The following is a 26,808-nucleotide window of genomic DNA, read 5'->3' as shown; positions in this document are numbered from 1 at the left end:
ATATGTCCGTTAAAGATGGATATGACCTATCTCACATTTGGTATAACGAGTACCGCGCCCCGCGCCTGGTACACATTCCGGCCACGCTGCGGCGCCCTCAGTTCTCGTATGCCTCCGTGTCGCCCATCCCCACCACCGTCAGACGGGCCCGCTCCAGCGCCGTGTCCTCCAGGCAGCCGCGCAGCCGCAGCCGGTCGTGCTCGGTCAGCGCGGGCCGTACGACACCGGCGAACAGGCCCTCTCCCAGATCGCCCAGCGTCGCCCGGTGCAGCGCCATGGACGTGGAGTCCCGGCAGCCCTCCCACAGCTGCCGCGCGGCCAGCGCCCGCCGCTCCGGTGTCATGCTCCCGTCCCGTACGTCGATACGGACCAGGACCGACGTCGCCGCGGAGTCGTCCTCGCTGTCGTGCCGGGTCTGGGTGAGGTCGGCGAGCCCCACGATCAGCGCGGCCAGCACCGCCGTGCCCAGCACACCGGTGACCGTCAGGCGCGCCGTGCGGGCCCGCGTCCGCCGCGCCGCCGGGGGCGGTACGTCGTCCAGGTCGAGGCCGGCCGCCGGGTCCGGCGCGGCGAGCACGGCCAGCCGCCCCGCCAGCTTCCGCTCGGCCGGACGGGCGGCCGAGACCGCCACCCGCTGCACCAGCCAGGCGATGCCCGACAGCAGCACACCGGTGACCATCAGGACCGGCACGAAGACATACGTCCGCTCGGCCGGCTCCTCCAGCCACCGGAACCGAGCCGCCCGGGGCGCCTCCTCGGGCCGCTGCTCCTGGCGCAGCCGGGCCAGGACGTCCCGCTGGCGCTCGGTGAACTCCCGCTGGCGCAGGTCGTAGTCGTGCATCCGCTCCTCGACCCGGCCCAGCCGGCCCACCAGCACCAGCCCGAGCAGCAGCACCTCCACCACCAGCAGCACCACACCGCACAGCACCGCGCGCTGCCACTGCCAGCGGTAGAGGTACACGATGAAATAGATCGCCGCGCCCGCGGCGGCCGAGGCCCCGAAGAAGTACGCCAGGCGCCTCATCGGGGGCCTCCCTGAGCGCGCTCGACCGGTGGCGTGTCCGAGGGGGCGTCCGACGGCGCGTCTTCCCCTGCCGTGTCCCCTGCCGTGTCCGCTGCCGTGTCCGGTGGCCTGTCTTCCGGTGGCGCGTCCTGCGGTGGTGCGTCCTCGGCCGCCGGGTCCGGGCGTGTCTCGCCGGTCCTGCCGTCGAGCGTCAGCCGGGTGCCGGGCGGGAAGCGGCGGACCGCGTCGGCGGCGCCGACGACCGCGGGCAGCCCGTACTCACGGGCCAGCACGGCGAGGTGGGACAGCGGGCTGCCGGTCTGCGCGACCAGCCCCGTCAGCCGGGGCAGCAGCGGGGCGAGCCCCGGATCCAGGGTGCGGACGACCAGCACCGCGTCGGCGGGGCACGGTCCGGTGCCGTCCCACGCCGTTCCCACGGCCCGGCCGCCGGACACCCCACGCCCGCCGCCGTCGCCGGTTCCGTCGCCGTCTCCGCCGCGGGAACGGCCGGTGCTGCGGCGCTCGGCCCGGCGGGACCGCGCCCGCCCGGCGACGGCCGTGCCGTCCGCCACGATCGTGCCGTCCGCGGCGATCCGGAAGGCGTCCGGCAGCGGGGCCGACAGCGGCCCCGGCACCCGCTCCCGTAGGTCACCGGGGAGCGGACCGCCCTCCAGCGCCGCGATCAGCTCGTCCCACCGCAGCAGACCGACCCGCGCGGGGTCGTCCAGCGCACCGCGCACCTCCAGCCGGTACGCCGCCTCCCGTACGAGCCGCACCTGGAGTTCCTGCACCCATCTGATCCGCAGACGCAGGGCCTCGCGGGGCGGCAGGGCGGGGAAGGTCGCGGCCGGGGGAGCGGCGCGGTCGGCCGGCGCCCGGCGGGGCCGTACGAGGTCGACGACGCCGGCCCGAGCGCCGGCTGTCCCGGGCTCCGGCGGCAGGTGCGGCCGGCTTCGCAGGCTCGGTGCGGTGAGGGCGAGGACGACCGGCTCGGTGCCGAGCACCCGGTCGTCGGGTACACGGCGGGCGCGGGCGTCAGCGAGGACGGCGAGGGCCGCGCCGGCGGCGGTGGTCCGGGGCGTGTCGCGCAGCAGGGCGCCCGCGAGGCTCTCCTGCGCGTGCAGGGAGACCAGGGCGGTGCGCGACCAGCGCAGCGTGGACACGAGCGAGGATCCGGGCAGTTCGTCCGGGCGGGGTGTCTCGGTGAGGTGCCGGTCGATGTCGGCGACGAGGTCCACGGCCAGCCCCGGCAGCGCCGCCGTGAGCCGCCCCACCCGCCAGGCCGCGGTCAGCCGACGCGCGCCGGGTGCCGGGTTGAGCAGCGCCAGCCAGGGGTGCCTCGGCGGCAGCGCGCCGAGCAGCCGCAGATCGGCGGCCGCCCGCCCGCCGACGGACGTCACCACCGGCACCGTACGCAGCAGCCGGCGCGGCGCCGTCCCGCCGATGTCGAGCGCGGCGGCGAGGCCGCGGGCCATCGGCGCCACCCAGAGGTCCTCCTCGAGGGGTGCCAGCTGCCCGGGCAGGGTCTCCGCGACCGGGCCGGGCCCCAGCAGCCGGGCCCCACGCGCCGGTGGCGCGGCCATCGCCGTGATCGGCCGGCTCTGGAACAGCCACAGCCGCCCGTCCTCGTCGAACCCGAACTCGATGTCCTGCGGCCCGCCGAACACCCGCCGCGCGCGCCGGGCCAGCCGCGCGAGCCGGCTCAGCTCGGCACGGCCGAGCACCGCGCCGCCCTCGCTCGGCGGGTCGGCCCGCAGCAGGCGCCCACGCGGGCTCAGCCAGTGGTCCGTGCCCGTCCGCACCCCGCTGACCAGCGTGTCCGGCCCGCCTGACACCGCGCTCACCAGCATCCGGTCGGTACGTCCCGCGACCGGATCGGCCCCGAACATCACCCCGCCCACCCGGGCCGCCAGCATCGGCTGCACCAGCACGGCCATGGGCGCCGTCGTCCCGTCGGGCAGCTCCGCCGAGGCCCGCACGGCCCGTACCGCCGTACGGAAGTCGTCGAGGCCACGGACGTCCAGCACCGAGTCGAAGCGGCCCGCCTGGGAGGACTCGCCGGTGTCCTCCTGCGCGGACGAGGACCGCACGACCAGCGGCCGTGTGCCGTCCTCGGACAGCTCGCGCCAGGCCTCGCGCAGAGCGGGGGAGTCGTCGGGTACGCCGGCCGGGATCACGAAACCGGGAAGGACGGGCAGCCCGGCACGGGCGGCGCGGGCGAGGTTCGCGGCCTTGGAACCCGCCAGGCCCGGGTCCGCCGCGGCCGGCCGGTCCAGCGGGACGACCTCGGGACCGTGCGCCTCCGGCGCCGCACCGGGCGCACGCCTGCCCGGGCCCTCCCCCTCGTACGCGCCTTCTCCGTGCCGTTCGACAAGAGTCGTCATCGAGCACCCTCCAGTACCGGCCGCCAACAGGGGGGACGCGCTGGGGTGGCCCTGCGCCTGACGGCGGGACGAAGGATGGGGCGGCCGCCGCCGGGGCCGTTTCACGGGCGACGACGACGAAACACCTCCTGGGACAAAATCGTCCCACTTTATTCCTCAGAACACCTCCGTCCGCCGTCTCATTCCGGCCGATCCGGGCGGGGAGAGTACGGCCCGGCCCCGGGTGGCTCCTCCTCGACCGCCGGCCCCGGCGGCACCATCCGCTACACCGACATGGGCCGGTCGTGCGGCGACACCGGGGCCGCCAGCTGTGTGGTGCCGGTCAGGTGGCGGTCGACCGCCGCTGCCACCGCCCGGCCCTCCGCGATCGCCCACACCACGAGCGACTGCCCGCGCGCGGCGTCCCCCGCCGCGAACACACCGGGCACGTTCGTGGCGAAGCCCGCGTCCCGCGCGAGCGTGCCGCGCGGCTCCAGCGCGAGCCCGAGCTGGTCCACCAGACCGTCCTCGCGGTCCGGCCCGGAGAAGCCCAGCGCGAGCAGCACCAGGTCGGCGGGCAGCGCGCGCCCCGTGCCGGGAAGTGGCCGGCGCCGCTCGTCGACCTCCGTGAGGTGCAGCGCCCGCACCCGCCCGGCCGTGTCCCCGGTGAACCGCAGGGTCGACGCCGCGAACAGCCGCGCGTCCGCGTCGGCGGCGGGCGCCGTCCGCAGCTCACGCGCCTCCTCGTGCGCGGCCGACAGCCGGTAGACCCGCGTCGGATACGTCGGCCACGGCTCGGCGTCCTCGTCGCGAGCCTCGCCCGGCTGGGCGTAGATGTCCAGCTGGGTCACGGACGCGGCGCCCTCCCGGATCGCGGTGCCGAGGCAGTCCGCCCCGGTGTCACCGCCACCGACGATCACCACATGCCGCCCCGCCGCCGACAACGGCGACCGCTCCAGGTCTCCCTCGCACACCCGGTTGGCCAGCGGCAGATACTCCATCGCCTGATGGATTCCCGCCAACTCCCTTCCTGGCACCGGCAGTTCACGCCACGCCATCGCCCCGGTGGCGACGATCACCGCGTCGTAGCGCGCCCGCAGCTCGTCCGCCCCGATGTCCCGCCCGACCGCCGTCGAGGTGCGGAACCGCGTCCCCTCGGCCCGCATCTGTTCCAGCCGCCGCTCCAGATGACGCTTCTCCATCTTGAACTCGGGGATGCCGTAGCGCAGCAGCCCGCCGATCCGGTCGTCCCTCTCGAACACCGCGACCGTGTGCCCGGCCCGGGTCAGCTGCTGCGCCGCCGCGAGACCCGTCGGCCCGGACCCGACCACCGCGACCGTCCTGCCCGACAGTCGGTCCGGCGGCCTGGGCGGCGCGAACCCCTCCTCCCACGCCCGGTCGGCGATCGCGCACTCCACGTTCTTGATCGTCACCGCCGGCTGGTTGATCGCCAGCACGCACCCGGTCTCGCACGGCGCCGGACACAACCGCCCCGTGAACTCGGGGAAGTTGTTCGTCGCGTGCAGTCGGTCCGCCGCCGCCCGCCAGTCGTCCCGCGCGACCAGGTCGTTCCACTCCGGAATCAGATTCCCGAGCGGACAGGCCTGGTGACAGAACGGGATCCCGCAGTCCATGCACCGATCCGCCTGCAACCCGATGATCGGCAGCAACGCCCCCGGCACATACACCTCGTCCCAGTCGCGCACCCGCTCCTCGACCGGCCGCCGGGGCCACTCCCGGCGAGGTGTGGTCATGAACCCCTTGGGATCTGCCATGGCCGTCTTCCTTGCCTGCGCGTACGACCGGCCGTGCCCCGTTCGACGGCACCGTTCCGCAACCCTTCCGCACCCTTCCGGCAACGATACGTCCCATTCGTCCTACCCGCAGGGGGTGTGGGAAGGGGGTATGGGGGGCTGGGCGCCCCCTGTGCGGCGGGATGTCAGGGGCCCTTCGGGGGCCGGTCGCGGGTGTCCGGGCCCTTCCGGAGGCCGGGCTCGGGTCCGGACGTGCTCTCGCGGTCGGAGGGGCTCCGGGATGCTGACGAACGCGGCGGCGGCTCCCGCTCGGCTCAGCCGTGGCCGGTCAGGCGAGTGCCAGTACGTAGAGCACCGCGGCCGCCGCGGAGGCGCCCATCCGTATGTGGTTCCACCGCGTCCACTCCCGTACATATCCGGGCCAGTACGCGTCCGCCTGCGCACTCCCCGGCTCCAGTCGGAGCAGCGCGTCATTGCGCGGCACATTGGCGGCGGCCGTCACCCCGAACGAGCCGCACACATACAGCGCGCTTCCCAGCAGCAGTTCCACCATCCCGTCCTCGGGCCGCACCACGAGCGTCACCACGCCCACCGCCACGGCCACCACCGCCGTGCCCAGGAACACGGCCATGAACGCCGGTCTCGGCGCAGCCCTGTTGATCGCGTTCATCGCCGCCACGCCCTGCGCCGGCGGCAGCGCGGCCAGCGCCCGCATCACGAACGCCGAGAACGCGCATAACACCCCCGCCGCGAGCCCCGTCCCGAGCACCCCCGCGACGGTCAGCCAGAAGAACGGCCCTTCGATCATGCCCACCCACCTGCTTCCGCTTCTCGTCCCCACTGCCCTCAGTCAATGCCACCGCGCCCGGGCGGCCCATGGCCGATCCACGCGAGGGCATAAGCGAGCGTCCAGAGCCCGCAACCGGCCGCCGCATCTGCCACCCGCCGGGGCCCCTCGCAGCCGACCGCACCCCCGACGGGGTGGAGCTCATCTCGGCCCCCCGCGGCCGCTCCGAGCCGACAGCCCCCTCCGGCGGGCCGCAGCCGGTTCCAGCCGACAGCACCCCCGCGCACCGCAGCCGTTTGCAGTCAGCCGCATGTCCAGCGGGGCTCCTGCCGTTTCCAGCGGCCGCATCCCCGGCGGGCCGCAGCCGCTCCCAGCCGGCCGCGTCTGACCAGGCGGGTCCGTCCACGTCGGGTCGCAGCGACCATCCGCCTCCGCAGCCGCGCCCTCCCGCAGCCCTCACATCACCCGGCCGCGTCGGCACCTGCCTGCCGCCAGCCCCGCAGCACCGTCTCCACGGCCGGCATGATCCGACGCCGCGCCTCAAGACGTGGCACGCCGCTCATCAGCAGCACGTCGTACGGCGTGTCCACATGCCGCACCGACGCCACCACCGCCGAGATCACCGCCCCCTCGGACAACGCCCGCCCCGCGGCGCTGCGGCCCACCCGCCCGCTGCCGCGCACCGAGGCGTGCCCGGCGATCTCCCGGGCCCGGTCGGCGGGGCAGCCTGGGAGCAGCCGCCGAATCTCCGCCGCGAACGCCTCCGCGAACCGCGCGTCCTCCACCGCCCTGCGCCGCGCGTCCCGGGCCCGGCGTCGTCGTCGTGCCTCGGCGTCCGCCAGGCATCTGGCCTCGGCCCGGGCGAGCGCCTGCTCCTCGACGAGCACGCCCTGGCGCTCGTAGCGGCTCTTGCGCCGGTTGAACCGCACCACCACCGCCGACAACCCGCTCTCCTCCCGAGACCTGCGCGTCAACGCCGTGTCGCCGCGCGGCAGGAACACCAGATGCCCGAGGTCGGCGCAGTCGAGGCAGCGGGGCGCGGCCTCCTCCAGGACGAGCAGGGACAGCGGCCCGCGCCGGCACACGGAGCAGCGCTTCCTCTTCAGAGGCTGGACGACGACAAGTCCGTTCCGGTTCTGGTGCGTTGCGGGTACGGCCATACCCGCTTCATGCCCCCTGGACCCCTGCCGATCCACCCCTCCCGCTCCCCGTGCCGTTACGGCCGGACAGCCACGGCGCGCCCGGCCACGGGCCGTGATCCGGATCCCCGCCCGCCGCCGAGGACGGGGCCGGGCACGCGGCATGATGGCGGTGTGCGACTCGAAGCGATCACCTGGGAGCGGCTCGGCGACGCCCTGGCCGACCGTCTGCTCGACCTGGAGCCGGCCGACGGCAGCCCCTGGCCGCGCGTCGCCTTCGACGGCGCCCCGGCCGCGCACCCCGCAGAGTTGGCCGAACGCGTGTCGGAGGCGCTGAGGCTGCGCGGCCGCCCCTCGCTCGTCGTGCCCGCGGAGGGCTTTCTGCGCCCCGCGTCGGTCCGCCTGGAGTACGGCCACCAGGACGTGGAGGCGTACTACGGCGGCTGGTTCGACACCGCGGCGCTGTGGCGCGAGGTGTTCGGGCCCCTCGAACCCGGCGGTAGCGGACGCGTCCTGCCCGATCTGTGGGACCCGGTCACCGACCGCGCCACCCGCAGTCCCTACGTCCAACTCCAACCCGGGGCCCTGCTGTTGCTCCATGGACCGCTCCTTCTGAAGAACTGGTTCCCCTTCGATCTGACCGTGCACGTCCTCCTCTCCCCGGGCGCCCTGCAGCGCCGTACCCCCGAGGCCGAGCGCTGGACGCTGCCCGCCTTCGAGCGCTACACGCACGAGACCGATCCGGTCGGCGTCGCGGACGTCGTCGTGCGTGCCGACGATCCGCGGCATCCCGCGTGGAGCGGCTGATCACCTCTCCGATCTCGTCGCCCGGGATCTCGGCTCCGGATCTCGTCCCGGGGTCTCGTCTCTGGGTCTCCTCCCTGGATCTCGGCTCTGGATTCGCGTCTGGATTTCGTTCGCGTCCCCGGCCGGGCCCGTGCCGAGGGCCTGCCGGGTGCCGCGGCGCTCCGGGTGCGAGGGTTCCGTGCCGCGGCGAGAATGAAGGGCGCCGGGACTAGCGGTGCGTCCTGCGCCGCGCCGGCCGTCCGGCCATGGGAGGTACCTTCATGACCACCGCCGGAGACATCATGCACCGCGGTGCACAGTGGATCCCCGCCCACGAGACCCTCGACCGGGCCGCGCAACTGATGCGTGACCTCAACGTCGGCGCCCTGCCCATCAGCGACGAGAACGAGCGGATGTGCGGCATCGTCACCGACCGCGACATCGTCGTCCGCTGTGTGGCCATGGGGCACGACCCGGCCAAGATCACCTGCGCTGAGATGGCCCAGGGCACACCCCGCTGGATCGAAGCCGACGCCGATGTCAGCGACGTCCTGCGGGAGATGGAGGACCACCAGATCCGTCGGCTGCCCGTCATCGAGAACAAGCGCCTCGTCGGCATGATCAGCGAGGCCGACCTGGCCCGTTACCTGTCGGACGACCAGATGGCGGAGTGGACGGAACGGGTCTACGCGTAGCGGCGAACCTCACCGCACCGGCGCCACCCTCCACCCTTCGGCCGCCCTTCGTCGCGCCTCGTCGCGCTTCGTTCCGCGGTCTTTCCCCTCTGCCCCCTCTGCCCCCTGCGCCCCCTTCCCCGCTTTGCTCTCCCTTCGTCCCCGCCCGGTCCGTCGTGCCGGGCGGGGGCTCGGTCTGCCTGGGCCCCCGCCCCCGGGGCCGATCCGGAGCCCCGGGGGTGCGGATCGGAGTTCCCGGGTAGGGCCGGTGTCCAGGTGCCGCCTCAGAGCCAGCCGTTGCGCCGGAAGCCGCGGTAGACCGCCACACAGGCCAGGGCTATGACGCCGATGACCATGCCGTAGCCGTAGCGCCAGTGCAGTTCCGGCATGTGCTCGAAGTTCATGCCGTAGATCCCGCACACCATCGTCGGTACGGCGACGATCGCCGCCCACGCCGTGATCTTCCGCATGTCCTCGTTCTGCGCCACGGTCACCTGGGCGAGATGCGCCTGCAGGATGGAGTTGAGCAGCTCGTCGAACGACGCGATCTGCTCCGTCGCCCGTATGAGGTGGTCGGAGACGTCGCGGAAGTAGGCCTGTATCTCCGGATCGACCACGCGCACGGGCCGGTCGGCCAGGTCGAGCAGCGGGCGGCCCAGCGGGACCACGGCACGCTTCAGCTCCAGGAGTTCACGCTTGAGCTGGTAGATGCGGCCGGGGTCGGCCCGCGCGCCGTTCTCCGCGAAGACGTCCGTCTCCACCTGGTCGATGTCCAATTGCACCGACTCGATGACATTGAGGTAGTCGTCGACCACGTGGTCCGCGACCGCGTGCAGGACCGCGGAAGGGCCCTTGGTGAGCTGACCGGGGTCGGACTCCAGTTCCTCGCGCAGCGGACCGAGCGAGCCGTGCCGGCCGTGCCGCACCGTGACGACGAAGTCATGACCGACGAAGACCATGATCTCGCCGGTGTCGACGACCTCGCTCGTGGCCGTCAACTCCTCGTGCTCGATGTAGCAGACGGTCTTGAACACGGCGAACAGCGTCTCGCCGTAGCGCTCGACCTTCGGGCGCTGATGAGCCTCGATCGCGTCCTCGACGGCCAGCGGATGCAGGTCGAACAACTCGGCCACGCCCGCGAACTCATGGTCCGTCGGCTCATGCAGCCCCAGCCACACGAAGCCGGAGCCGCTCTTGCGCACCCGCCGCACCGCGTCGGCAAGATCCCCCTCGACCGGAAGCCGGGCTCCGTCCTCGTACGCGACGCAGTTGACGACCGAGGAGCCCAGCGGGGACCGGGCGGGGTGACTCAGGTCGACCGGGCGCCTGCGTCGGGCCAGCCGCGCCACTCTGCGGAGGCCGTCGACCGTGCCGAGGCTCGTGACCTTCCGCAGATTCCCTGCCATGGACATCGGGACTCCTTGCGTGGTTCTCCTTGCGCCGCCTTCCCGCGCCTTGGCCCGCCAGTCTGCCAGCAAGGCAAGAGCCACGGACCGGCCTGTGGGTAGCGCGGATTCCGCTTGGTTCCCGCCTGTGGACGACGGGGCGGGAGCTGTCGAACTGCCTTCTTCCCCCGCATACGGAGGAGGACTCCTGAAGCCGCGCCGAGCGTCGTCACATCCCGACAACCGGGACAACTGGGATGATCCCGGCATGACGCAAACCGACGGACACCTGCTCGACGACCTCGATCACCGCGACCATCGCCGGCCTCCGTCCGACGACCTCCCCGACCGGCACGACCACCCGGCCGAGCTCCTCGGCCATCTGACCCCGCGCGACTCCCGCGAGCAGTGCGAACCCGACCCCCGCCGGGAGGAACTCGCCCGTCGGCAGGCCGATGCCGCGCAGTGGCGCGACGCGTTCGCCTCGCTCTTCGACGCCGTGACGTTCCGCCACTTCGAGGCATTCGGCGTCGGACCCGGCTGGCGCTGCTGGGAGGCCGGCGCCGGAGGGACCACCGTCGTGTCCTGGCTGGCCAAGCGAGTGGGCCCCACCGGCAAGGTCGTCGCCACCGCCGCGGACACCTCCTGGGCCGACTCGCCCGCCCGTCCGCCGGTCGAGGTGCGCGTCCACGACATCGCCGCACAGGAGCCCCCCGGGGAGGGGTTCGACCTCGTCCACGCTCGCCTCGTCCTCGGCCGCGTGCCCGACCGCGAGCGGGCGCTGCGCTCCTTGGTCAAGTCCCTGCGCCCCGGCGGACGCCTCCTCGTCGAGGACACCGACGCCGCCCTGCAGCCACTGATCTGCCCCGACGAGTACGGCCCCGAGCAGCAGTTGGCGAACCGGCTGCGGCACGGCGTGCGCACGCTCCTCGCCGACCACGGCGTCGATCTCGCCCACGGCCGCACCCTGCCGCGTCTGCTGCGCGCGGCAGGACTTCGGCAGGTGGAGGCCGACGCCTGTTTCCCCATCACTTCCCCGGCCTGCGTCGGACTCGAAGCGGCGACGATCCGTCAACTCCGCAGGCGGCTCGTCGCCTCGGGCCTCGCCACCGACCACGACATCGACCGCCACCTGTCCCACATCTCCTCCGGCAGGATGGACCTGGCCGCACCCGCGCTGATCTCGGCGTGGGGCCGTAAAGCGTAAGGGGTGGACGTGGTCGGCGACCGCGGGCGCGACGTGGTGTCCCGCGTAGTTCTCCCGCGCCGGTGACTGACGCGCACCGCAGGAACCTCGAGGAGCGGTCCGTCGCGGTCCGCCCCCGTCCTGTGCCGCCCCGGGCTCATCCTCCTTCGGCCCATCCCTCCTCTACGCGCTGGTCGCCTCGCGGGGGCCGGCCGCCCACCCGCTCCACCGCCCGGGCCCCGGCCCGCGTGCCCTCCGTCGCCGCGTCCTCGGGCCCCGCGCCCCTGAGGAGCGCGGCGAGGAAGGCGCCGGTGAAGGCGTCGCCGGCGCCGGTGGTGTCACGGGGTGTCGCCGGCGCGGCCGGCACCCGGGCGCACACCGTGCCCGACCGGGCGACGAGCGCACCGGCCGCGCCCTGCTTGGCGACGACCAGCGGGACATGGCGGCTGAGCTCGGCCGCGGCGCCCTCGGCGTCCGCCACACCCGTCAGCAGGCTCGCCTCGTCCCGGCTCGGCAGCAGCACGTCGACCCCCTCGACGAGCGCGAGGAATCGCTCCACACCCAGCCCCTTCAGAAACCCCGCCGACGCCGGGTCCAGGCTGACCGGCACCCCCTGCGCGCGTGCCGACCCGATCGCCCGGGCCACCAGGGCCCGGCTCTGCTCCGAGAACAGCAGGTAGCCCGACAGATGCAGCCACGCGACGCCGTCCAGCAGCGCGTCCGACCAGTCGTCGGGCCCCAGCCGCAGGGACGCGCCGCTGTCGGTGAGGAAGGTGCGCTCGGCGGACGCCTCGGAGTCCACCAGGCACACCACCGTCCCGGTCGGTGCCCGCGGATCGACGACCAGCAGCGGACGGACCCCGTCCGCGGTCAGCTCCCGCTCGTGCCAGGCGGCAGCGTCCGCGCCGACCCGCCCCAGCATGCGCACGTCCGCACAGCCCCGGTGCGCCGCCCAGCAGGCCACGTTCGCGCCCGCCCCGCCCGGCACCAGGCGGATGGTGGCGGCCGTGTCCGTGCCCGACGCGAGCGGGCCACGATGACGGGCGACCACGTCCGTGACCACGTCCCCCGCCACCAGCAGCGCGCCGTCCCGCGGCCGGATCACCTCCCGGCCCAGGCCGCCGCGATCCGCGCGGCCAGCCGCACATTGCCACGGACCACCGCGAGGTTGGCGCTCAGCGAGGCCCCGTCGGTGTGTCGCACGAGGTAGTCGAGCAGGAACGGCGTGACCGCCTGGCCGCTCACCCCTTCCGCCTCGCACGCCCGCAGCGCGTCCGCGAGCACACGCGCGTGCAGCTCCGGATCCAGCTGCTCCGCCTCGGGAACCGGGTTGGCGACGATCAGCGCCGACTCCGGTCCGCCCAGCGCGTCCTGCGCCCGCATCACCCCCGCCACCTGCTCGGGGCTGTCCAGCGTCCACTCCACCGGATGGCCCGAGTCGGACAGATAGAAGCCGGGGAAGCGGTCCGTGCCGTATCCGGCCACGGCCACGCCCAGGGTCTCCAGCCGCTGCAGCGTCGCCGGCACGTCCAGGATCGACTTCACCCCCGCGCACACCACCGTGATCCGCGTACGGGCCAGCAGGCCCAGGTCGGCCGACTCGTCCTGCGTCACCGTCCACTCCCGGTGCACTCCGCCCAGCCCGCCCGTCGCGAACACCCGCACGCCCGCCAGCGCCGCGAGTGCCGCCGTCGCCGAGACGGTCGTGGCGCCGCTCGCCCTCGACGCCAGAGCCGGCGCCAGGTCCCGGTGGCCGAGTTTGCGGATCCCGTCCTCGTTGGCGACGCGCTCCAGCTGCTGCTTGTCCAGCCCGACCAGCGGCCTGCCGTCGAGCACCGCGATCGTGGCCGGGACGGCACCCTCCCGCCGTACGGCCGCCTCCAGCTCCAGCGCCACCTCCAGGTTGCGCGGACGCGGCAACCCGTGCGCGATGATCGTGGACTCCAGGGCCACCACCGGGCGACGCCCCTCGACCGCCTCCCGGACCTCTTCCGACACCACCAGCACCACGCGCCCGCCTCCTGTCTGTCGGTCTCCTCTCATCCCTGGCGGCCCGCACCCCCGGTCAAACCCTGTGCCGGCTCCGGGTGCGCGCCCCTCGGACGGGAGGGGGACTCTCAGAACAGCGGCTGCGGCAGCACGCCCTCCAGCGCGAGCAGCCTCCGCTTGGTCTCCAGACCGCCGCCGAACCCGCCGAGGCCGCCGTCGCTCTCCACCACCCGGTGGCAGGGCACCACCACGGGCAGCGGATTGGAGCCCATCGCGGCCCCCACCGCCTGCGCCGCGCCCGGCTGGCCGACCCGCTCGGCGAGGTCGCCGTAGCCGACCACCGTGCCGTACGGGACACCAGAGGCCAGCTCGCGCAGCACCTGCCGGTTGAAGCCCGAGATCAGCGACCAGTCCAACGGCAGCTCGAAGGCGTGCCGCTCGCCCGAGAAGTAGCTCTCGACCTGGCGTATCGCCTCGGCCAGCAGCGGGGAGCCGGGATCCTCCACCGGCTCGGCACCGAGCCGGGACGCCAGCCGCTCCAGCGCCTTCCCGCGCACCGCGTCGCCGGCGTGGAAGACGACGTTGACCAGGCCCTCACGGGTCGCCGCCAGCAGCAGCGGGCCGATGTCGGTGCCGACGACGGCCCACACGACCTGCTGCTCGTACCGCCCATGGCTGTTCATGCGCCCACCGTACGACCCGCCACTGACAACGCCGCCGCCCCCGCGGACGACGGCGGCGGGCGACGGCAGGCCATTCACGAAGGACACATTGGGTGAGGGCCGTGTTTCTTTGCGGAAAATCGTTCGACCATTCCGGTGCGGGTCATACTCTCTGCACTCGACCCGACCGCCCGCGCGGTTGTGGGAGGGGGCGCATTTCAGGAATTTGCGGGACGCACAGGGCGGAAGGGCAGCCGCGCATGCAAGGCACGGTCGACGGATTCAGCTATGGCCTGGTCACCCCCGTGGTGGCCTATCTGATGGCCTGCCTCGGCGGTGCCCTCGGCCTGCGCTGCACCACCAGGTCCATGCTGGTCGCCCAGTCCTGGCGACCCGGCTGGCTCGCCCTGGGCTCCGCGGCCATCGGCTCCGGCATATGGACCATGCACTTCATCGCCATGATGGGCTTCACGGTCGCGGAGGCCCCGATCCGCTACGACCGCGCCACAACCTACGCCAGCCTCGGCGTCGCCGTCCTCATGGTGGGCATCGGGATCTTCATCGTCGGTTACAAGGGCGCGCGCGGAGCGGCCCTCTTCACCGGCGGCACGATCACCGGCCTCGGCGTCGCCTCGATGCACTACCTGGGCATGGCGGGCATGCGGCTGGACGGGCGCCTGCAGTACAACACCCTCACCGTCGCCGCCTCCGTCGTCATAGCCATGGCCGCCGCGACCGCCGCCCTGTGGGCCGCCGGACAGGTCCGCGGCTTCGCCTGGAGCATCGGCGCGAGCCTCGTCATGGGCCTCGCCGTCAGCGGCATGCACTACACGGGCATGGCCGCGCTCAGCGTCCATCTGCACGGCACCGCCGTCCCGGGCAGCGGGGAGTCCCCCGCGGCCCTGCTCGCACCGATGCTGATCGGCCCGCTGGCCTTCCTGTGCCTGGCCGGCGTCGTCGTGCTGTTCGACCCGCTCGTGGTCATGGGCCGCTCGCACTGGCCCCGCCCCGAGCAGAAGCCCGGCGTCCCCGCCCGCACCCCCGCCGAACCCCCCGCCCGCCGTCCCGTGACCACCCGCGGCCCGCAGAGTCGCTAGCCCGCCACCGCGAAACCCCTGATCGCACGCCGTTGTCAGTGGTGGGTCGTACGGTGGATCCATGCGGCCCGTTTCCCACATCGAACGCACGGTGGCGCCCTTCGAGGTCGTCAGCCCCTACCAGCCCAGCGGCGACCAGCCGGCGGCCATCGCCGACCTGGCCAGGCGCATCCAGGCCGGTGAGAAGGACGTCGTCCTGCTGGGCGCGACCGGCACCGGCAAGTCAGCCACCACCGCGTGGATGATCGAGAAGCTCCAGCGCCCCACCCTCGTGATGGCGCCGAACAAGACGCTGGCCGCCCAGCTGGCGAACGAGTTCCGCGAGCTGCTCCCGAACAACGCGGTCGAGTACTTCGTCTCCTACTACGACTACTACCAGCCCGAGGCGTACGTCCCGCAGTCGGACACCTACATCGAGAAGGACTCCTCCATCAACGAGGAGGTCGAGCGGCTCCGGCACTCGGCGACCAACTCGCTGCTCACCCGCCGCGACGTCGTCGTGGTCGCCTCCGTCTCCTGCATCTACGGCCTCGGCACCCCGCAGGAGTACGTCGACCGCATGGTCCCGCTCCGCGTCGGCGACGAGATCGACCGCGACGAGCTGCTGCGCCGCTTCGTGGACATCCAGTACACGCGCAACGACATGGCGTTCAGTCGCGGCACCTTCCGGGTGCGCGGCGACACCATCGAGATCTTCCCGGTCTACGAGGAGCTCGCCGTCCGCATCGAGATGTTCGGCGACGAGATCGAGGCGCTGTCCACGCTGCACCCCCTCACCGGCGAGATCATCAGCGACGACCAGCAGCTGTACGTCTTCCCGGCCTCCCACTACGTCGCAGGGCCCGAGCGCATGGAGCGGGCGGTCAACGACATCGAGAAGGAACTCGGCGAGCGCCTCGCCGAGCTGGAGAAGCAGGGCAAGCTCCTGGAGGCCCAGCGCCTGCGCATGCGCACCACCTACGACATCGAGATGCTCCGCCAGATCGGCACCTGCTCCGGCGTGGAGAACTACTCGATGCACTTCGACGGCCGCCTGCCCGGCTCCCCGCCGAACACCCTGCTGGACTACTTCCCGGACGACTTCCTCCTGGTCATCGACGAGTCCCACGTGACCGTGCCGCAGATCGGCGCCATGTACGAGGGCGACGCCTCCCGCAAGCGCACCCTCGTCGACCACGGCTTCCGCCTGCCCTCGGCCCTGGACAACCGCCCGCTGAAGTGGGAGGAGTTCCAGGAGCGCATCGGCCAGACCGTGTACCTGTCCGCGACGCCCGGCCAGTACGAGCTCTCCCGCGCGGACGGCGTCGTCGAGCAGATCATCCGCCCCACCGGCCTGATCGACCCCGAGGTCGTCGTCAAGCCCACCGAGGGACAGATCGACGACCTGGTGCACGAGATCCGCATCCGCGTCGAGAAGGACGAACGCGTTCTGGTCACCACCCTCACCAAGAAGATGGCCGAGGACCTCACCGCCTACTTCCTCGAACTCGGCATCCACGTCCGCTACCTGCACAGCGACGTCGACACCCTGCGCCGCGTGGAGCTGCTGCGCGAGCTGCGCAGCGGCGAGTTCGACGTCCTGGTCGGCATCAACCTGCTGCGTGAGGGCCTCGACCTGCCCGAGGTGTCCCTGGTGGCCATCCTCGACGCCGACAAGGAGGGCTTCCTGCGCTCCGGGACCTCCCTGATCCAGACCATCGGCCGCGCGGCGCGCAATGTCTCCGGCCAGGTCCATATGTACGCCGACAAGATCACCCCGGCGATGGCGAAGGCCATCGACGAGACCAACCGCCGCCGCGAGAAGCAGGTCGCCTACAACAAGGCCAACGGAGTCGACCCGCAGCCGCTGCGCAAGAAGATCAACGACATCGTCGCGCAGATCGCCCGCGAGGAGGTCGACACCGAGCAGCTCCTCGGCAGCGGCTACCGGGCCAAGAAGGACGGCCGGGGCACCAAGGCGCCGGTGCCCTCGCTCGCCGAGCACTCCGTCAAGGGCGCGAAGGCCGCCAAGTCGGCCAAGGGAGCCAAGGGCAAGGCCAAGGAGACGGTGCCGACGGACCGGCCCGCCGCGGAACTCGCCGAGCAGATCGAGGAGCTGACCGCGCGGATGCGGGCCGCAGCCGCGGACCTGCAGTTCGAGATCGCGGCACGGCTGCGCGACGAGGTGTCCGAGATGAAGAAGGAGCTGCGTCAGATGCGGGAGGCGGGGCTGGCCTGACGGGGCCGACGGGGCGCCGGCCGGGCCCGCGGCCGGCGCCGGAGCCGTCACGACGTACGCGCTGTGTTGCAAGACCGACACAAAGCAGGGGCCGGGGGTCGGCAGTGTCAGTGCTCCTGCGTAGGGTTTCGATCAGCCGCGTACATCGCGGCAACAGGGGACTGTTCGAGAGGGGAATCAGCGCGTGACCGTCAACATGACCAAGGGTCAGGCCATCAGTCTGCAGAAGAACGACGGCGGCAGCCTGACCGCGGTGCGCATGGGTCTCGGCTGGCAGGCGGCCCCCCGGCGTGGCCTGTTCGGCTCGCGGACGCGGGAGATCGACCTGGACGCCTCCGCGGTCCTGTTCGCCGACAAGCAGCCGGTCGACGTCGTCTTCTTCCGCCACCTGGTGAGCGACGACGGCTCGGTGCGGCACACCGGCGACAACCTGGTCGGCGGTGTCGGCCAGGGCGGCGACGACGAGGCCATCCTCGTCGACCTGTCGCGCGTCCCGGTCCACATCGACCAGATCGTCTTCACCGTGAACTCCTTCACCGGCCAGACGTTCCAGGAGGTGCAGAACGCGTTCTGCCGTCTGGTCGACGAGACCAACGGCCAGGAGCTGGCCCGCTACACCCTCGCCGGTGGCGGCGCCTACACCGCGCAGATCATGGCCAAGGTGCACCGCAACGGCGCCGGCTGGACGATGACGGCCCTGGGCACCCCGGCCAACGGCCGGACCTTCCAGGACCTGATGCCGGCCATCCTGCCGACCCTGTAGGGCCTGCGGCCGGCGGCACACCACATCACCACGAGCGACACAGGGGGACGAAGGCGATGACGGCCGAGCTGGTGCGGGGGCAGAATCACCCGCTCTCCCAGAACCGTCTGGAGATCCGGATCTCGGCCGGCACGCCGATCGTGGCCGGCGTCACGCTGGGCGACGAGCACGGCAAGGTGCACGGCGTCGAGTGGGTGGCCCACCCGGGCGCACCGACACTGCAGGGGCTCGAGGTCTCCCGGCAGGCGGCCGCCCAGCACCGCCTGGCGGTGGATCTCGACGCCGTGCAGGACGAGGTCCACCGGGTCAACGTCCTGCTCGCACTCCCGACCGGCGGGGCCGGCCCGGTCCGCTTCGGCGCCGTGGCCGCCCCGTTCGTCGCCGTCACGGGCCTCGACGGCACCGAAGTCGCCACCTTCACCCTCACCGGCCTCGAAGCCGAGTCGGCGGTCGTCGCCCTGGAGCTCTACCGCCGGCAGGGCGCGTGGAAGGTGCGCGCCGTCGGCCAGGGCTACGCGGGCGGCCTCGCCGACCTCCTCGCCGACCAGGGCCTGGGCGAGGCACAGCAGCTCGCGAGCACGATCAACGACGCCGTGGCCCAGGGCGTGGCCCGCTCCGTCGCCGCACCCCCGCCGCGCCCGGCGGACGGTGACCGGGCCCACCAGACCACGGCCCCGGCGCCCGGCGCCGACCCGAGCGGCGGCACGTCGTACGGCGGCGCCACCCCGCACACCGGCACGCCCGCCGGCTCCTCCTACGGCGGCGCCGTCCCGCCCGCCAGTCCCTCCTACGGCGCCTCGGGCCCGCACACCGGCCAGGCGCCCCTGCCGGACGCCCAGCCTCCGCAGCACACCCACGGCACTCCGACGCCGCCCCCGGGCCACGCACCACAGACCGGCGCGGGTCACCTCGGTGGAGCGGCCCCCGCCGACCCCGCCGCGGTCACCCAGCCCTCGACGCCCAGCTCCGGTGGGCCGATCGACTACCACCACCCCCGGCGGCAGCACACGGCCCCGCCACCGCCTGCGCCCACGGCACCTCCGGCCCAGCCCGGGCAGCCGGCCACGCCGGTGGCCGGTGACGCCAGTGGCTGGTCCATGGACGAGCGGCTCTACAACCAGGTGTGGGGCATGTTCGAGGACCTGGCCCGCACCACGGCCGCGTACCGCAGCGCCGTCGACTTCGCCGACTCCCGCATGGAGAAGGAACTCGACCAGGTGCTGTCGGACCCGCGGGCCCGGGTCGGCGGCCACGGCGACGCCGCCCGTGAGGCCGCCCGGGCCAAGCACGCGCAACTCGTCGACCAGGCCCGCCAGGCTCTCGACCGCGATCTCGCTCAGTTGACGGCCGAGTCGGACGTCGTCGAGCCCGCGCTGCCGGCCGCGTACGCCCGCTGGGACAACCCCGTCTGGCACGGTTACCGGGTGCCGACGGAGATGCCGATGGCGGTGCGCCTGGGCGATCTCCATCTGCCGGAGTGCCCCGAGCTGCGCGTACCGATGCTGGTCAGGCTGCCGCTGGAGCGCGGCCTGTGGATCGACAGCGGACGGACGGGAGCGGGTGACGGCTCCGTCGCCGACGCCCACGATCTGCGGCGACTCGGGATGGAGACGGCCGTGGCCCATGTGGCGCGGCTGCTGGCCGTGCATTCGGTCGGCGAGTTCACGGTGCATGTCATCGACCCGGCCGGGTCCGCCGCCCAGCCGCTCGCCCCGCTCGTGCAGACCGATGTGCTGGCGAGCCCGCCCGCCACGGGTGCCGCCGGGGTCGCGGACGTGCTGGCCCGGCTGACCCAGCGGGTCGACCTGGTGCAGATGGCGGTGCGCGGGGGAGCGGCCGACGCGCTGCCGCCCGGCTTCGACACCTCGCAGCAGCTGCTGGTGGTCAACGACTTCCCGCACGGCTTCGACGACCGGGCGGTCAACCAGCTGCGTTATCTGGCGGACGAGGGCCCGGCCGTCGGTGTCCACCTGATGATGGTCGCCGACCGCGAGGAATCGTCGGCGTACGGCCCGTTGCTGGACCCGTTGTGGCGTTCGCTGATGCGACTGACGCCCCTGCCCGACGACCATCTGGCCGACCCCTGGGTCGGGCACTGCTGGACGTACGAGCCGCCGCTCGTGCCGCCCGGCAGTCAGGTGCTCCAGCAGGTGCTCACCCAGGTCGCCGCGGCCCGGCGGTCCTGGAACCGCTGACCCGGCCAGCGGCCGAGTAAAGCCCAAGCTCAAGTAAAGCGCCACTGACCAGCACATTTGTACTTTCCTTTACCTAGCTCTTTACCTTTCCTTGGTGGTTGGGTACTCTTTTCCGTACGGAGGGGAGTACTCCCTGCCATTTGCGGCGACCCCGTCAATACGGATCAGGCCAGATCCCGGGGCGTCGGCCTGAGCTCGTACGGAGCCTCGGGTGGAAGAGACCTCCGGCAGCGACGACGCTGGCTGAACTGTTTGCCGTTACGTACTGCCGGAGGCGCAGTGGATGTTTCCCTGACCCTGTGGGTCCTGACGATCGTGGGCCTCGCCGCCCTGATCGCGGTCGATTTCCTGATCGGCCGCAAACCCCATGACGTGTCGATCAAGGAAGCCGGAATCTGGACGGTCGTCTGGATCGTCCTGGCCGGCCTCTTCGGACTCGGCCTGCTCGTCTTCGGCGGCGGACAGCCCGCCGGTGAGTTCTTCGCCGGCTTCATCACCGAGAAATCGCTCAGCGTCGACAACCTCTTCGTCTTCGTCCTGATCATGGCGAAGTTCGCGGTGCCGTCGCAGTACCAGCAGCGGGTGCTGCTGGTCGGCGTCCTGATAGCCCTGGTCCTGCGAGCGATCTTCATCGCCGCCGGAGCCGCGATCATCGCCAGCTTCGCCTGGGTGTTCTACCTCTTCGGCGCTTTCCTGATCTGGACCGCCTGGAAGCTCATCCAGGAGGCCCGCGCTGAGGAGCAGGACGAGGAGTTCGAGGAGAACAAGCTGCTCAAGGCGGCCGAGCGCCGCTTCGGTGTCGCCGACCGCTACCACGGCACCAAGCTGTGGATCCAGCAGAACGGCAAGCGGGTCATGACCCCGATGCTGGTCGTGATGCTCGCCATCGGCTCCACCGACGTGCTGTTCGCCCTCGATTCGATCCCCGCGATCTTCGGCCTCACGCAGGACCCGTACATCGTCTTCACGGCCAACGCGTTCGCCCTGATGGGTCTCAGGCAGCTGTACTTCCTGATCGGCGGTCTGCTGAAGAAGCTGGTCCACCTGTCGTACGGGCTGTCGATCATTCTGGGCTTCATCGGCGTCAAGCTCGTGCTGCACGCACTGCACGAGTCCGGTGTCCACGTCCCGGAGATCAGCATCCCCGTCTCGCTGGGCGTGATCTGCGCGGTCCTGATCGTCACCACGATCACCAGCCTGATGGCGTCGAAGAAGCAGGCGGCGCACGCCGGCAGCGAAGGCGCTCCGAAGGACAGCGTCGACGCCTGACCACGTCCGGCGTACTGACAACCAGCACCGGGAGGGAGCCCGTGTCGCATTGCCGAGTTTCTCTCCCGGTGCTTGCTTGGGAGCCGAACGTGCTCCCGGCCCAGGGGGCGCCACGGCCGCTGGGAGGCAGCCATGAAGTTCGTACAGATCCTCGACTTCGAGACCGAGCGCATCGACGAGATGGAGCAGCTGCTCCGTGAGGCCGGTGAGCGCAGCTCGGGCGGGACGGGTGACGGCCCCACCCACCGCATGCTCCTGAAGGACCGGGACACCCCGAACCGCTACCTGGCGGTGATCGAGTTCGAGTCCTACGAAGGGGCCATGCGCAACAGCGAGGCCCCGGAGACCACCAAGTTCGCCGAGCAGCTGGCCGCGATGTGCACCAGGGCACCCCGCTTCACCAACTGCGACCTGCTGGACTCGCGCGACCTCGGGTAGCCGCGCGGACAGGGGACGCACGCCGCGGACGGGGGCCTGCGCGTCGGTGTGTCCCGCGAACGGCCGTCCGCACTCGGCCGGAGTGCGGGGCCCGTTCTTCATTGGGAGGATCACCGCATGATCGTCAGGCTCCGGTCGCTCGTCGCTCGTTGGACGTCCCTGGTGCCGGTGCTCGCGGTGATCCTCCTGGTCTTCACCTGGGGGCGGGATCTGCCCGGCGCGGTGGTCGCGCTGGTGACCGTGGTCCTCGCCGGCGCGGTACTGGCCGCCGTCCACCATGCCGAGGTGATCGCCCACCGGGTGGGTGAGCCGTTCGGCTCGCTGGTCCTGGCAGTCGCCGTGACCGTCATCGAGGTCGCCCTCATCGTCACTCTGATGGCGGACGGCGGCGACAAGAGTTCCACGCTGGCGAGAGACACCGTCTTCGCCGCCGTGATGATCACCTGCAACGGCATCGTCGGCATCTCCCTGCTGGTGTCGTCGCTGCGGCACGGCACCGCCGTGTTCAACCCGGAGGGCACCGGGGCCGCCCTCGCCACGGTCGCCACGCTCGCCACGCTCAGCCTGGTGCTGCCGACCTTCACCACCAGCAAGCCCGGCCCCGAGTTCTCGGCCGTGCAGCTGACCTTCGCCGCGCTGTCGTCGCTGGTCCTTTACGGGTTGTTCGTGACGACCCAGACCGTGCGCCACCGCGACTACTTCCTGCCGATCACCCGGCAGGGCGAGGTCATCACCTCCGAGGACCACGCCTCCGCCCCCTCCGCGCGGGCCGCGCTGTTCAGCCTCGGGCTGCTCGGCCTGGCCCTGATCGGGGTCGTCGGCCTCGCCAAGGGGGTGTCGCCGACCATCGAGTCGGGCGTCGAGGCGGCCGATCTGCCGCATGCCGTCGTAGGCGTGGTCATCGCGCTGCTGGTGCTGCTCCCCGAAACCATCGCGGCGCTGCGGGCGGCGCGCCGGGACCGCGTGCAGACCAGCCTCAACCTGGCGCTCGGCTCCGCCATGGCCAGCATCGGCCTGACCATCCCGGCGGTCGCCCTGGCGACGATCTGGCTCTCGGGACCGCTGGTGCTCGGCCTCGGCGCCACCCACATGGTGCTGCTCGCCCTCACCGTGGTGGTCGCCTCGCTCACCGTGGTGCCGGGCCGGGCCACCCCGCTGCAGGGCGGAGTGCACCTCGTGCTGTTCGCGGCCTACCTGGAGCTGGCGATCAACCCGTAGCGGACCGACACCGGTCACCTGTGGCCGACCGACACCGGTCACCCGTGGCCGACCGACCGCCGGCGGTCGCCCGTAGCTGACCCACCCCGGGTCACGCCGCAGGGACGGCATCCGCCCGCACCCGCACAGGCCGCGTCTCCGGCAGCAGCGCGAAGCAGCCCAGGCTCAGCAGCGCGATGCCCGTGAGATACGCGGCCACACCCCACGGCACCCGGCCGCCCTGCTCGGCGAGGGCCGTCGCCACGATCGGGGTGAGGGCGCCGCCGAGGACGCCGCCGAGGTTGTAGCCGACGGCCGCGCCGGTGCACCGTACCCGCGGCTCGTACAGCTCCGGCAGATACGCCGCGATCACCGCGAACATGGTGATGAACGCCAGCATCGCGCCCAGGAACCCGAGGAACATCAGCAGAGGCTCCCCGGTCGACAGCAGGGCCACCATCGGGAACATCCACACCGCGGCCGCCGCACAGCCGGAAAGGCACATCGGGCGCCGCCCGTACCGGTCGCCCAGCAGCGCGGCGAACGGCGTGAGAGCCCCCTTGACCACCACCGCGGCCATGATGCAGACCAGCATGACGGTACGGCTCACCCCGAGCCGTTCGGTGGCGTAGGCGAGGGACCAGGTCGTCACGGCGTAGAAGATCGCGTACCCGACGGCGAGGCCGCCGGCCGTCAGCAGCACCAGCCGCCAGTGGTCGCGCACCACCTCGGCGAGCGGCACACGCGCGTGCTCGTCGAGCTCCAGAAAGCTGGGGCTCTCGGTGAGGGACGAGCGCAGCCACAGCCCCAGCAGGGCCGGCACTCCGGCCGCCCAGAACGGCACCCGCCAGCCCCACTGGGCGAACTGGTCCTCGGACAGCGAGGCGGCCAGCGCCAGCGTCACGCCGTTGGCGAGGACGAAACCGACCGCGGGCCCCACCTGCGGAAAGCTCGACCACAGCGCGCGCCGCTCGGCCGGGGCGTGCTCGGCGGTCAGCAGCACCGCCCCGCCCCACTCCCCGCCGAGCCCCAGCCCCTGCAGAAACCGCAGCACCAGCAGCAGCACGGGCGCGGCCACCCCGAGGGTGTCGTACGCCGGGACGCAGCCGACCGCGACGGTCGACGCGCCGGTCAGCAGCAGCGACACGACGAGCACCGGCCGTCTGCCGTGCCGGTCCCCGATGTGCCCGAACAGCACCGAGCCCAGCGGCCGCGCGACGAAACCCACGCCGAACGTCCCGAAGGCGGCGAGCGTCCCGGCGACCGGCGAGAAGGTCGGGAAGAACAGCGGGCCGAGGACGAGCGCCGCCGCCGTCCCGTAGACGAAGAAGTCGTAGAACTCGATGGCCGTCCCGGCGAGCGAGGCGGCGGCGAGCCGCAGCATGCCGGGCGGCCCGGGCGGCCCGGGCGGCCTGGCTGTTTTCACGGTGCGTACGTCGTGCATGCCGCGTCAACTACCCGGCGTGACCACGGGTTACGGGGGCGTGCGGAAGCGCCGCGGGCGCCTCAGTAGGTGACCGTGATGCGCCGGGCCGGCCCGTCGACGCGGACGAAGCCGCCGTACGGCAGGACGAGCTGTGGATCGGTGTGTCCGAAATCCACGTCGAAGACGATCGGGGTGTTGGGGGCATACACCCGCATGGCGCGCAGCACGGCCTCGCGCTGCTCGGCGGCGTAACGAGCGGCCTCCTCCGGGCTGTTGGGCTGCTCGAACGACCACGTCTTGGCGCGCCCCATCAGCAGCGCCGAGAAACGGCTCAGCAGCCCGCGCTCGCCCATGTTGCGCAGGGTGCGGAAGACCTCCTCGCTGCTCGGCAGTTCCTCTGTGGTCTCCAGGAGCAGCACGCCACCGTCGTACTGAGCGAGGTCGGGCGCGATCTCCCGGTTCGCCATCAGCAGCCAGCCGAGGATCTCCAGACAGCCGCCCCAGCTGCGGCCCTCCACGACACGGTCGGCGTTCACCCAGGTCCAGCCGTCGCCGGGGCGCATCTCAGGCTCCGACTCGAAGGTCGCCGGGTCCGCCCAGTCGCGGTTCACGTCGTTCCAGAACTCGGCCGGCTCCAACTCGTAGGTGCCCGAGGTGAACAGCGCCGCGCGCAGCGAGTCCGCGGTCAGCGCGTCCATGGCGACCGGGCGGCCCAGAGCGGTCATCACGGTCGCGCCGTGGTAGCCGACGATGCCCGTGTTGTAGAGGTACGCCAGCAGGTTGGTGTTGTCGCTCATCCCGAAGAACGGCTTCGGGTTCGCCCGGATCAGCTCGCGGTCCAGCTGCGGCAGCACGGTGATCTGGTCGTCGCCGCCGATCGACGCCATGACCGCCTTGATGTCGGGATCGGCGAAGGCGGCGTGGATGTCGGCGGCCCGCTCCTGCGGTGTGGCGCCCATCTTCCGGGTCGTCGGGTACTCGACCGGTTCGAGGCCGAAGTCCTTGCGCAACCGCTCCAGGCCAAGTTCGAACGGCTGGGGGAAGAGCCCCGGCAGCCCGGCGCCGGGGGAGATGACGGCTATACGGTCGCCCGGTACGGGCTTCGGGGGATAAGCAGGCTCGATCATGACGGGGATGCTAGGGGCGGACCCGGTCCCCGCGCACCGTGATAAACCGGGTCCGAACAGCGGTCCCCGGCGGGCCGCCCCACCCCCGAACGGACCGGAGGAAGCCGTGCCCCGCACCCTGGCCAACGCCCCGATCATGATCCTCAACGGCCCCAACCTGAACCTGCTCGGGCAGCGCCAGCCGGAGATCTACGGCTCCGACACCCTCGCCGACGTGGAGGCGATGTGCGCCGAGGCGGCGGCCGCGCACGGCGGCACGGTCGATCTGCGCCAGTCCAACCACGAGGGCGAACTGGTCGACTGGATCCACGAGGCCCGGCTGAACCACTGCGGCATCGTCATCAACCCCGCCGCCTACTCGCACACCTCGGTCGCGATCCTGGACGCCCTCAACACCTGCGACGGCATGCCGGTGATCGAGGTGCACATCTCCAACATCCACCAGCGCGAGTCGTTCCGGCACCACTCCTACGTCTCCCTGCGCGCGGACGGGGTCATCGCGGGCTGCGGGGTGCAGGGGTACGTCTTCGGCGTGGAGCGTGTCGCGGCGCTGGTGGGAGCGGCCCGGGCCGACACGTAAGGACCGGCCTCCTGGGCGCGCGCCCCTTACAGCCGGCCCGCGTCCACGATCCGCCGCAGGAACTGCCGCGTGCGCTCCTGCTGCGGATCGCCGAAGATCTGCTCCGCGGTGCCGTGCTCCAGCACCACGCCCGAGTCCAGAAAACAAACCTGGTCGGCGACCTCCCGCGCGAACGCCATCTCGTGCGTGGCGAGCACCATCGTCATGCCGTCGTCCTTCAGGTCGCGCACGACGGACAGCACCTCACCGACCAGCTCCGGGTCCAGCGCCGCGGTGATCTCGTCGAGCAGCAGCAGCCGGGGACGTACGGCCAGGGCGCGCACGATCGCCACGCGCTGCTGCTGGCCGCCGCTGAGCCGGTCCGGGTACTCCCCGGCCCGAGCACCGAGCCCGAGCCGCTCCAGCAGCTCACGCGCGTGTGCCTCGGCCTGCGCGCGCGAGACCCCGTGCACCCGGCGCGGGGCGAGGGTGATGTTGTCCAGGACCGTCATGTGCGGGAAGAGGTTGTACGCCTGGAAGACCACGCCGATACGGCGCCGTACCGCGTCCTGGTCGACGCGCGGGTCGGTGATCTCCTCGCCGTCCAGCCAGATCGCGCCGTCGTCGATGTCCTCCAGCAGGTTGGCGCACTTCAGCAGTGTGGACTTGCCGGAGCCCGAGGCGCCGATCAGCGCGGTGACGGTGTGCGGGGCCACCTCCAGACCGACGTCCCGCAGCACGACCGAGTCGCCGAACGTCTTGCGCACGGCCTCCATGCGCAGCACGGGAGC

The 26,808-nt window shown here is 72.5% G+C and carries 23 protein-coding genes; 11 read left to right on the top strand and 12 right to left on the bottom strand.

Annotated features, from left to right (window positions below; all coding sequences use genetic code 11):
* Positions 1-97: 97 nt before the first annotated feature.
* The 5 genes from ACIGXJ_RS00990 to ACIGXJ_RS00970 all read right to left on the bottom strand — a co-directional run bounded on the left by ACIGXJ_RS00990 (position 98) and on the right by ACIGXJ_RS00970 (position 7,067).
* Positions 98-1,024 (bottom strand): hypothetical protein, encoded by a 927-nt coding sequence (locus tag ACIGXJ_RS00990; protein WP_399639806.1) that lies wholly within the window; start codon positions 1,022-1,024, stop codon positions 98-100.
* Entirely contained in the window at positions 1,021-3,387 is a 2,367-nt protein-coding gene (locus ACIGXJ_RS00985) for a PEP/pyruvate-binding domain-containing protein (protein ID WP_399639804.1), read from the bottom strand. Before ACIGXJ_RS00985 ends, ACIGXJ_RS00990 begins: the two co-directional genes overlap by 4 nt.
* Positions 3,388-3,650: 263 nt before the next feature.
* The gene (locus tag ACIGXJ_RS00980; protein ID WP_399639800.1) at positions 3,651-5,141 is read right to left on the bottom strand and encodes a glutamate synthase subunit beta; all 1,491 of its coding nucleotides are present in this window, start codon (positions 5,139-5,141) and stop codon (positions 3,651-3,653) included.
* A gap of 307 nt (positions 5,142-5,448) precedes the next feature.
* A complete protein-coding gene (locus tag ACIGXJ_RS00975; RefSeq protein WP_399639798.1) occupies positions 5,449-5,928 on the bottom strand; it encodes a DUF1772 domain-containing protein in 480 nt (159 codons plus the stop codon).
* 440 nt (positions 5,929-6,368) lie between these two features.
* On the bottom strand, positions 6,369-7,067 hold the full coding sequence (locus ACIGXJ_RS00970) for a DUF2293 domain-containing protein (protein ID WP_399639795.1): 699 nt from the start codon (positions 7,065-7,067) through the stop codon (positions 6,369-6,371).
* 153 nt (positions 7,068-7,220) lie between these two features.
* Between ACIGXJ_RS00970 and ACIGXJ_RS00965 the strand changes: the two genes are divergently transcribed.
* A complete protein-coding gene (locus ACIGXJ_RS00965) occupies positions 7,221-7,853 on the top strand; it encodes a uridine kinase (protein ID WP_399639792.1) in 633 nt (210 codons plus the stop codon).
* A gap of 260 nt (positions 7,854-8,113) precedes the next feature.
* On the top strand, positions 8,114-8,527 hold the full coding sequence (locus ACIGXJ_RS00960; RefSeq protein ID WP_399639790.1) for a CBS domain-containing protein: 414 nt from the start codon (positions 8,114-8,116) through the stop codon (positions 8,525-8,527).
* A gap of 263 nt (positions 8,528-8,790) precedes the next feature.
* Here ACIGXJ_RS00960 and ACIGXJ_RS00955 read toward each other — a convergent pair whose 3' ends face one another.
* Positions 8,791-9,918, bottom strand: coding sequence for a magnesium and cobalt transport protein CorA (locus ACIGXJ_RS00955; RefSeq protein WP_399639788.1), 1,128 nt, complete (start codon positions 9,916-9,918; stop codon positions 8,791-8,793).
* 241 nt (positions 9,919-10,159) lie between these two features.
* On the opposite strand from ACIGXJ_RS00955, the gene ACIGXJ_RS00950 reads away from it, so the two are divergent.
* Positions 10,160-11,098, top strand: coding sequence for a methyltransferase domain-containing protein (locus ACIGXJ_RS00950; RefSeq protein WP_399639785.1), 939 nt, complete (start codon positions 10,160-10,162; stop codon positions 11,096-11,098).
* A gap of 136 nt (positions 11,099-11,234) precedes the next feature.
* Here the strand turns inward: ACIGXJ_RS00950 and ACIGXJ_RS00945 are convergent, their stop codons facing one another.
* From ACIGXJ_RS00945 to ACIGXJ_RS00935, 3 genes are all read right to left on the bottom strand, one after another.
* A complete protein-coding gene (locus ACIGXJ_RS00945) occupies positions 11,235-12,182 on the bottom strand; it encodes a carbohydrate kinase family protein (RefSeq protein ID WP_399639782.1) in 948 nt (315 codons plus the stop codon).
* The gene (locus ACIGXJ_RS00940) at positions 12,179-13,084 is read right to left on the bottom strand and encodes a pseudouridine-5'-phosphate glycosidase (RefSeq protein ID WP_399642116.1); all 906 of its coding nucleotides are present in this window, start codon (positions 13,082-13,084) and stop codon (positions 12,179-12,181) included. The genes ACIGXJ_RS00945 and ACIGXJ_RS00940 overlap by 4 nt, the downstream gene beginning before the upstream one ends.
* 110 nt (positions 13,085-13,194) lie before the next feature.
* Positions 13,195-13,749, bottom strand: coding sequence for a methylated-DNA--[protein]-cysteine S-methyltransferase (locus tag ACIGXJ_RS00935; protein WP_399639779.1), 555 nt, complete (start codon positions 13,747-13,749; stop codon positions 13,195-13,197).
* A gap of 239 nt (positions 13,750-13,988) precedes the next feature.
* Here ACIGXJ_RS00935 and ACIGXJ_RS00930 point away from each other — a divergent pair, with 239 nt between their 5' ends.
* The 7 genes from ACIGXJ_RS00930 (at position 13,989) to ACIGXJ_RS00900 (ending at position 22,926) form a co-directional block, all read left to right on the top strand.
* Positions 13,989-14,825, top strand: a complete 837-nt coding sequence (locus ACIGXJ_RS00930) for an MHYT domain-containing protein (protein WP_399639776.1) — start codon at positions 13,989-13,991, stop codon at positions 14,823-14,825.
* 61 nt (positions 14,826-14,886) lie between these two features.
* Positions 14,887-17,043, top strand: coding sequence for an excinuclease ABC subunit UvrB (gene uvrB, locus ACIGXJ_RS00925; RefSeq protein WP_399639773.1), 2,157 nt, complete (start codon positions 14,887-14,889; stop codon positions 17,041-17,043).
* A 184-nt stretch (positions 17,044-17,227) separates the two neighbouring features.
* Complete coding sequence (locus tag ACIGXJ_RS00920) at positions 17,228-17,806, top strand: TerD family protein (RefSeq protein WP_399639768.1); 579 nt, start codon at positions 17,228-17,230, stop codon at positions 17,804-17,806.
* Positions 17,807-17,862: 56 nt separating this feature from the next.
* Positions 17,863-20,001 (top strand): TerD family protein, encoded by a 2,139-nt coding sequence (locus ACIGXJ_RS00915; protein ID WP_399639765.1) that lies wholly within the window; start codon positions 17,863-17,865, stop codon positions 19,999-20,001.
* Positions 20,002-20,280: 279 nt separating this feature from the next.
* Positions 20,281-21,270: a TerC/Alx family metal homeostasis membrane protein gene (locus ACIGXJ_RS00910; protein WP_399639762.1), complete on the top strand. Its 990-nt coding sequence runs from the start codon at positions 20,281-20,283 to the stop codon at positions 21,268-21,270.
* A 132-nt stretch (positions 21,271-21,402) separates the two neighbouring features.
* Positions 21,403-21,708 carry a hypothetical protein gene (locus ACIGXJ_RS00905; RefSeq protein ID WP_399639759.1) on the top strand — a complete coding sequence of 102 codons (306 nt, stop codon included), beginning with the start codon at positions 21,403-21,405 and terminating at the stop codon, positions 21,706-21,708.
* Positions 21,709-21,825: 117 nt separating this feature from the next.
* Entirely contained in the window at positions 21,826-22,926 is a 1,101-nt protein-coding gene (locus ACIGXJ_RS00900; RefSeq protein ID WP_399639756.1) for a calcium:proton antiporter, read from the top strand.
* 91 nt (positions 22,927-23,017) lie between these two features.
* On the opposite strand, the gene ACIGXJ_RS00895 is transcribed toward ACIGXJ_RS00900, so the two are convergent.
* Both ACIGXJ_RS00895 and ACIGXJ_RS00890 read right to left on the bottom strand, forming a co-directional pair.
* On the bottom strand, positions 23,018-24,349 hold the full coding sequence (locus tag ACIGXJ_RS00895) for an MFS transporter (RefSeq protein ID WP_399639753.1): 1,332 nt from the start codon (positions 24,347-24,349) through the stop codon (positions 23,018-23,020).
* A gap of 62 nt (positions 24,350-24,411) precedes the next feature.
* Positions 24,412-25,458, bottom strand: a complete 1,047-nt coding sequence (locus ACIGXJ_RS00890) for a S66 peptidase family protein (RefSeq protein ID WP_399639750.1) — start codon at positions 25,456-25,458, stop codon at positions 24,412-24,414.
* A gap of 106 nt (positions 25,459-25,564) precedes the next feature.
* On the opposite strand from ACIGXJ_RS00890, the gene aroQ reads away from it, so the two are divergent.
* Complete coding sequence (gene aroQ, locus ACIGXJ_RS00885; protein ID WP_399639747.1) at positions 25,565-26,038, top strand: type II 3-dehydroquinate dehydratase; 474 nt, start codon at positions 25,565-25,567, stop codon at positions 26,036-26,038.
* A 26-nt stretch (positions 26,039-26,064) separates the two neighbouring features.
* Here the strand turns inward: aroQ and ACIGXJ_RS00880 are convergent, their stop codons facing one another.
* Positions 26,065-26,793, bottom strand: coding sequence for an amino acid ABC transporter ATP-binding protein (locus ACIGXJ_RS00880; protein WP_399642115.1), 729 nt, complete (start codon positions 26,791-26,793; stop codon positions 26,065-26,067).
* Positions 26,794-26,808: the final 15 nt, after the last annotated feature.

The organism is Streptomyces sp. NPDC053367 (genome assembly GCF_044545925.1).
GTDB lineage: Bacteria > Actinomycetota > Actinomycetes > Streptomycetales > Streptomycetaceae > Streptomyces.
Note: the sequence above shows the minus strand (reverse complement) of the source record. Positions and strands in the feature narration are given on the sequence as shown.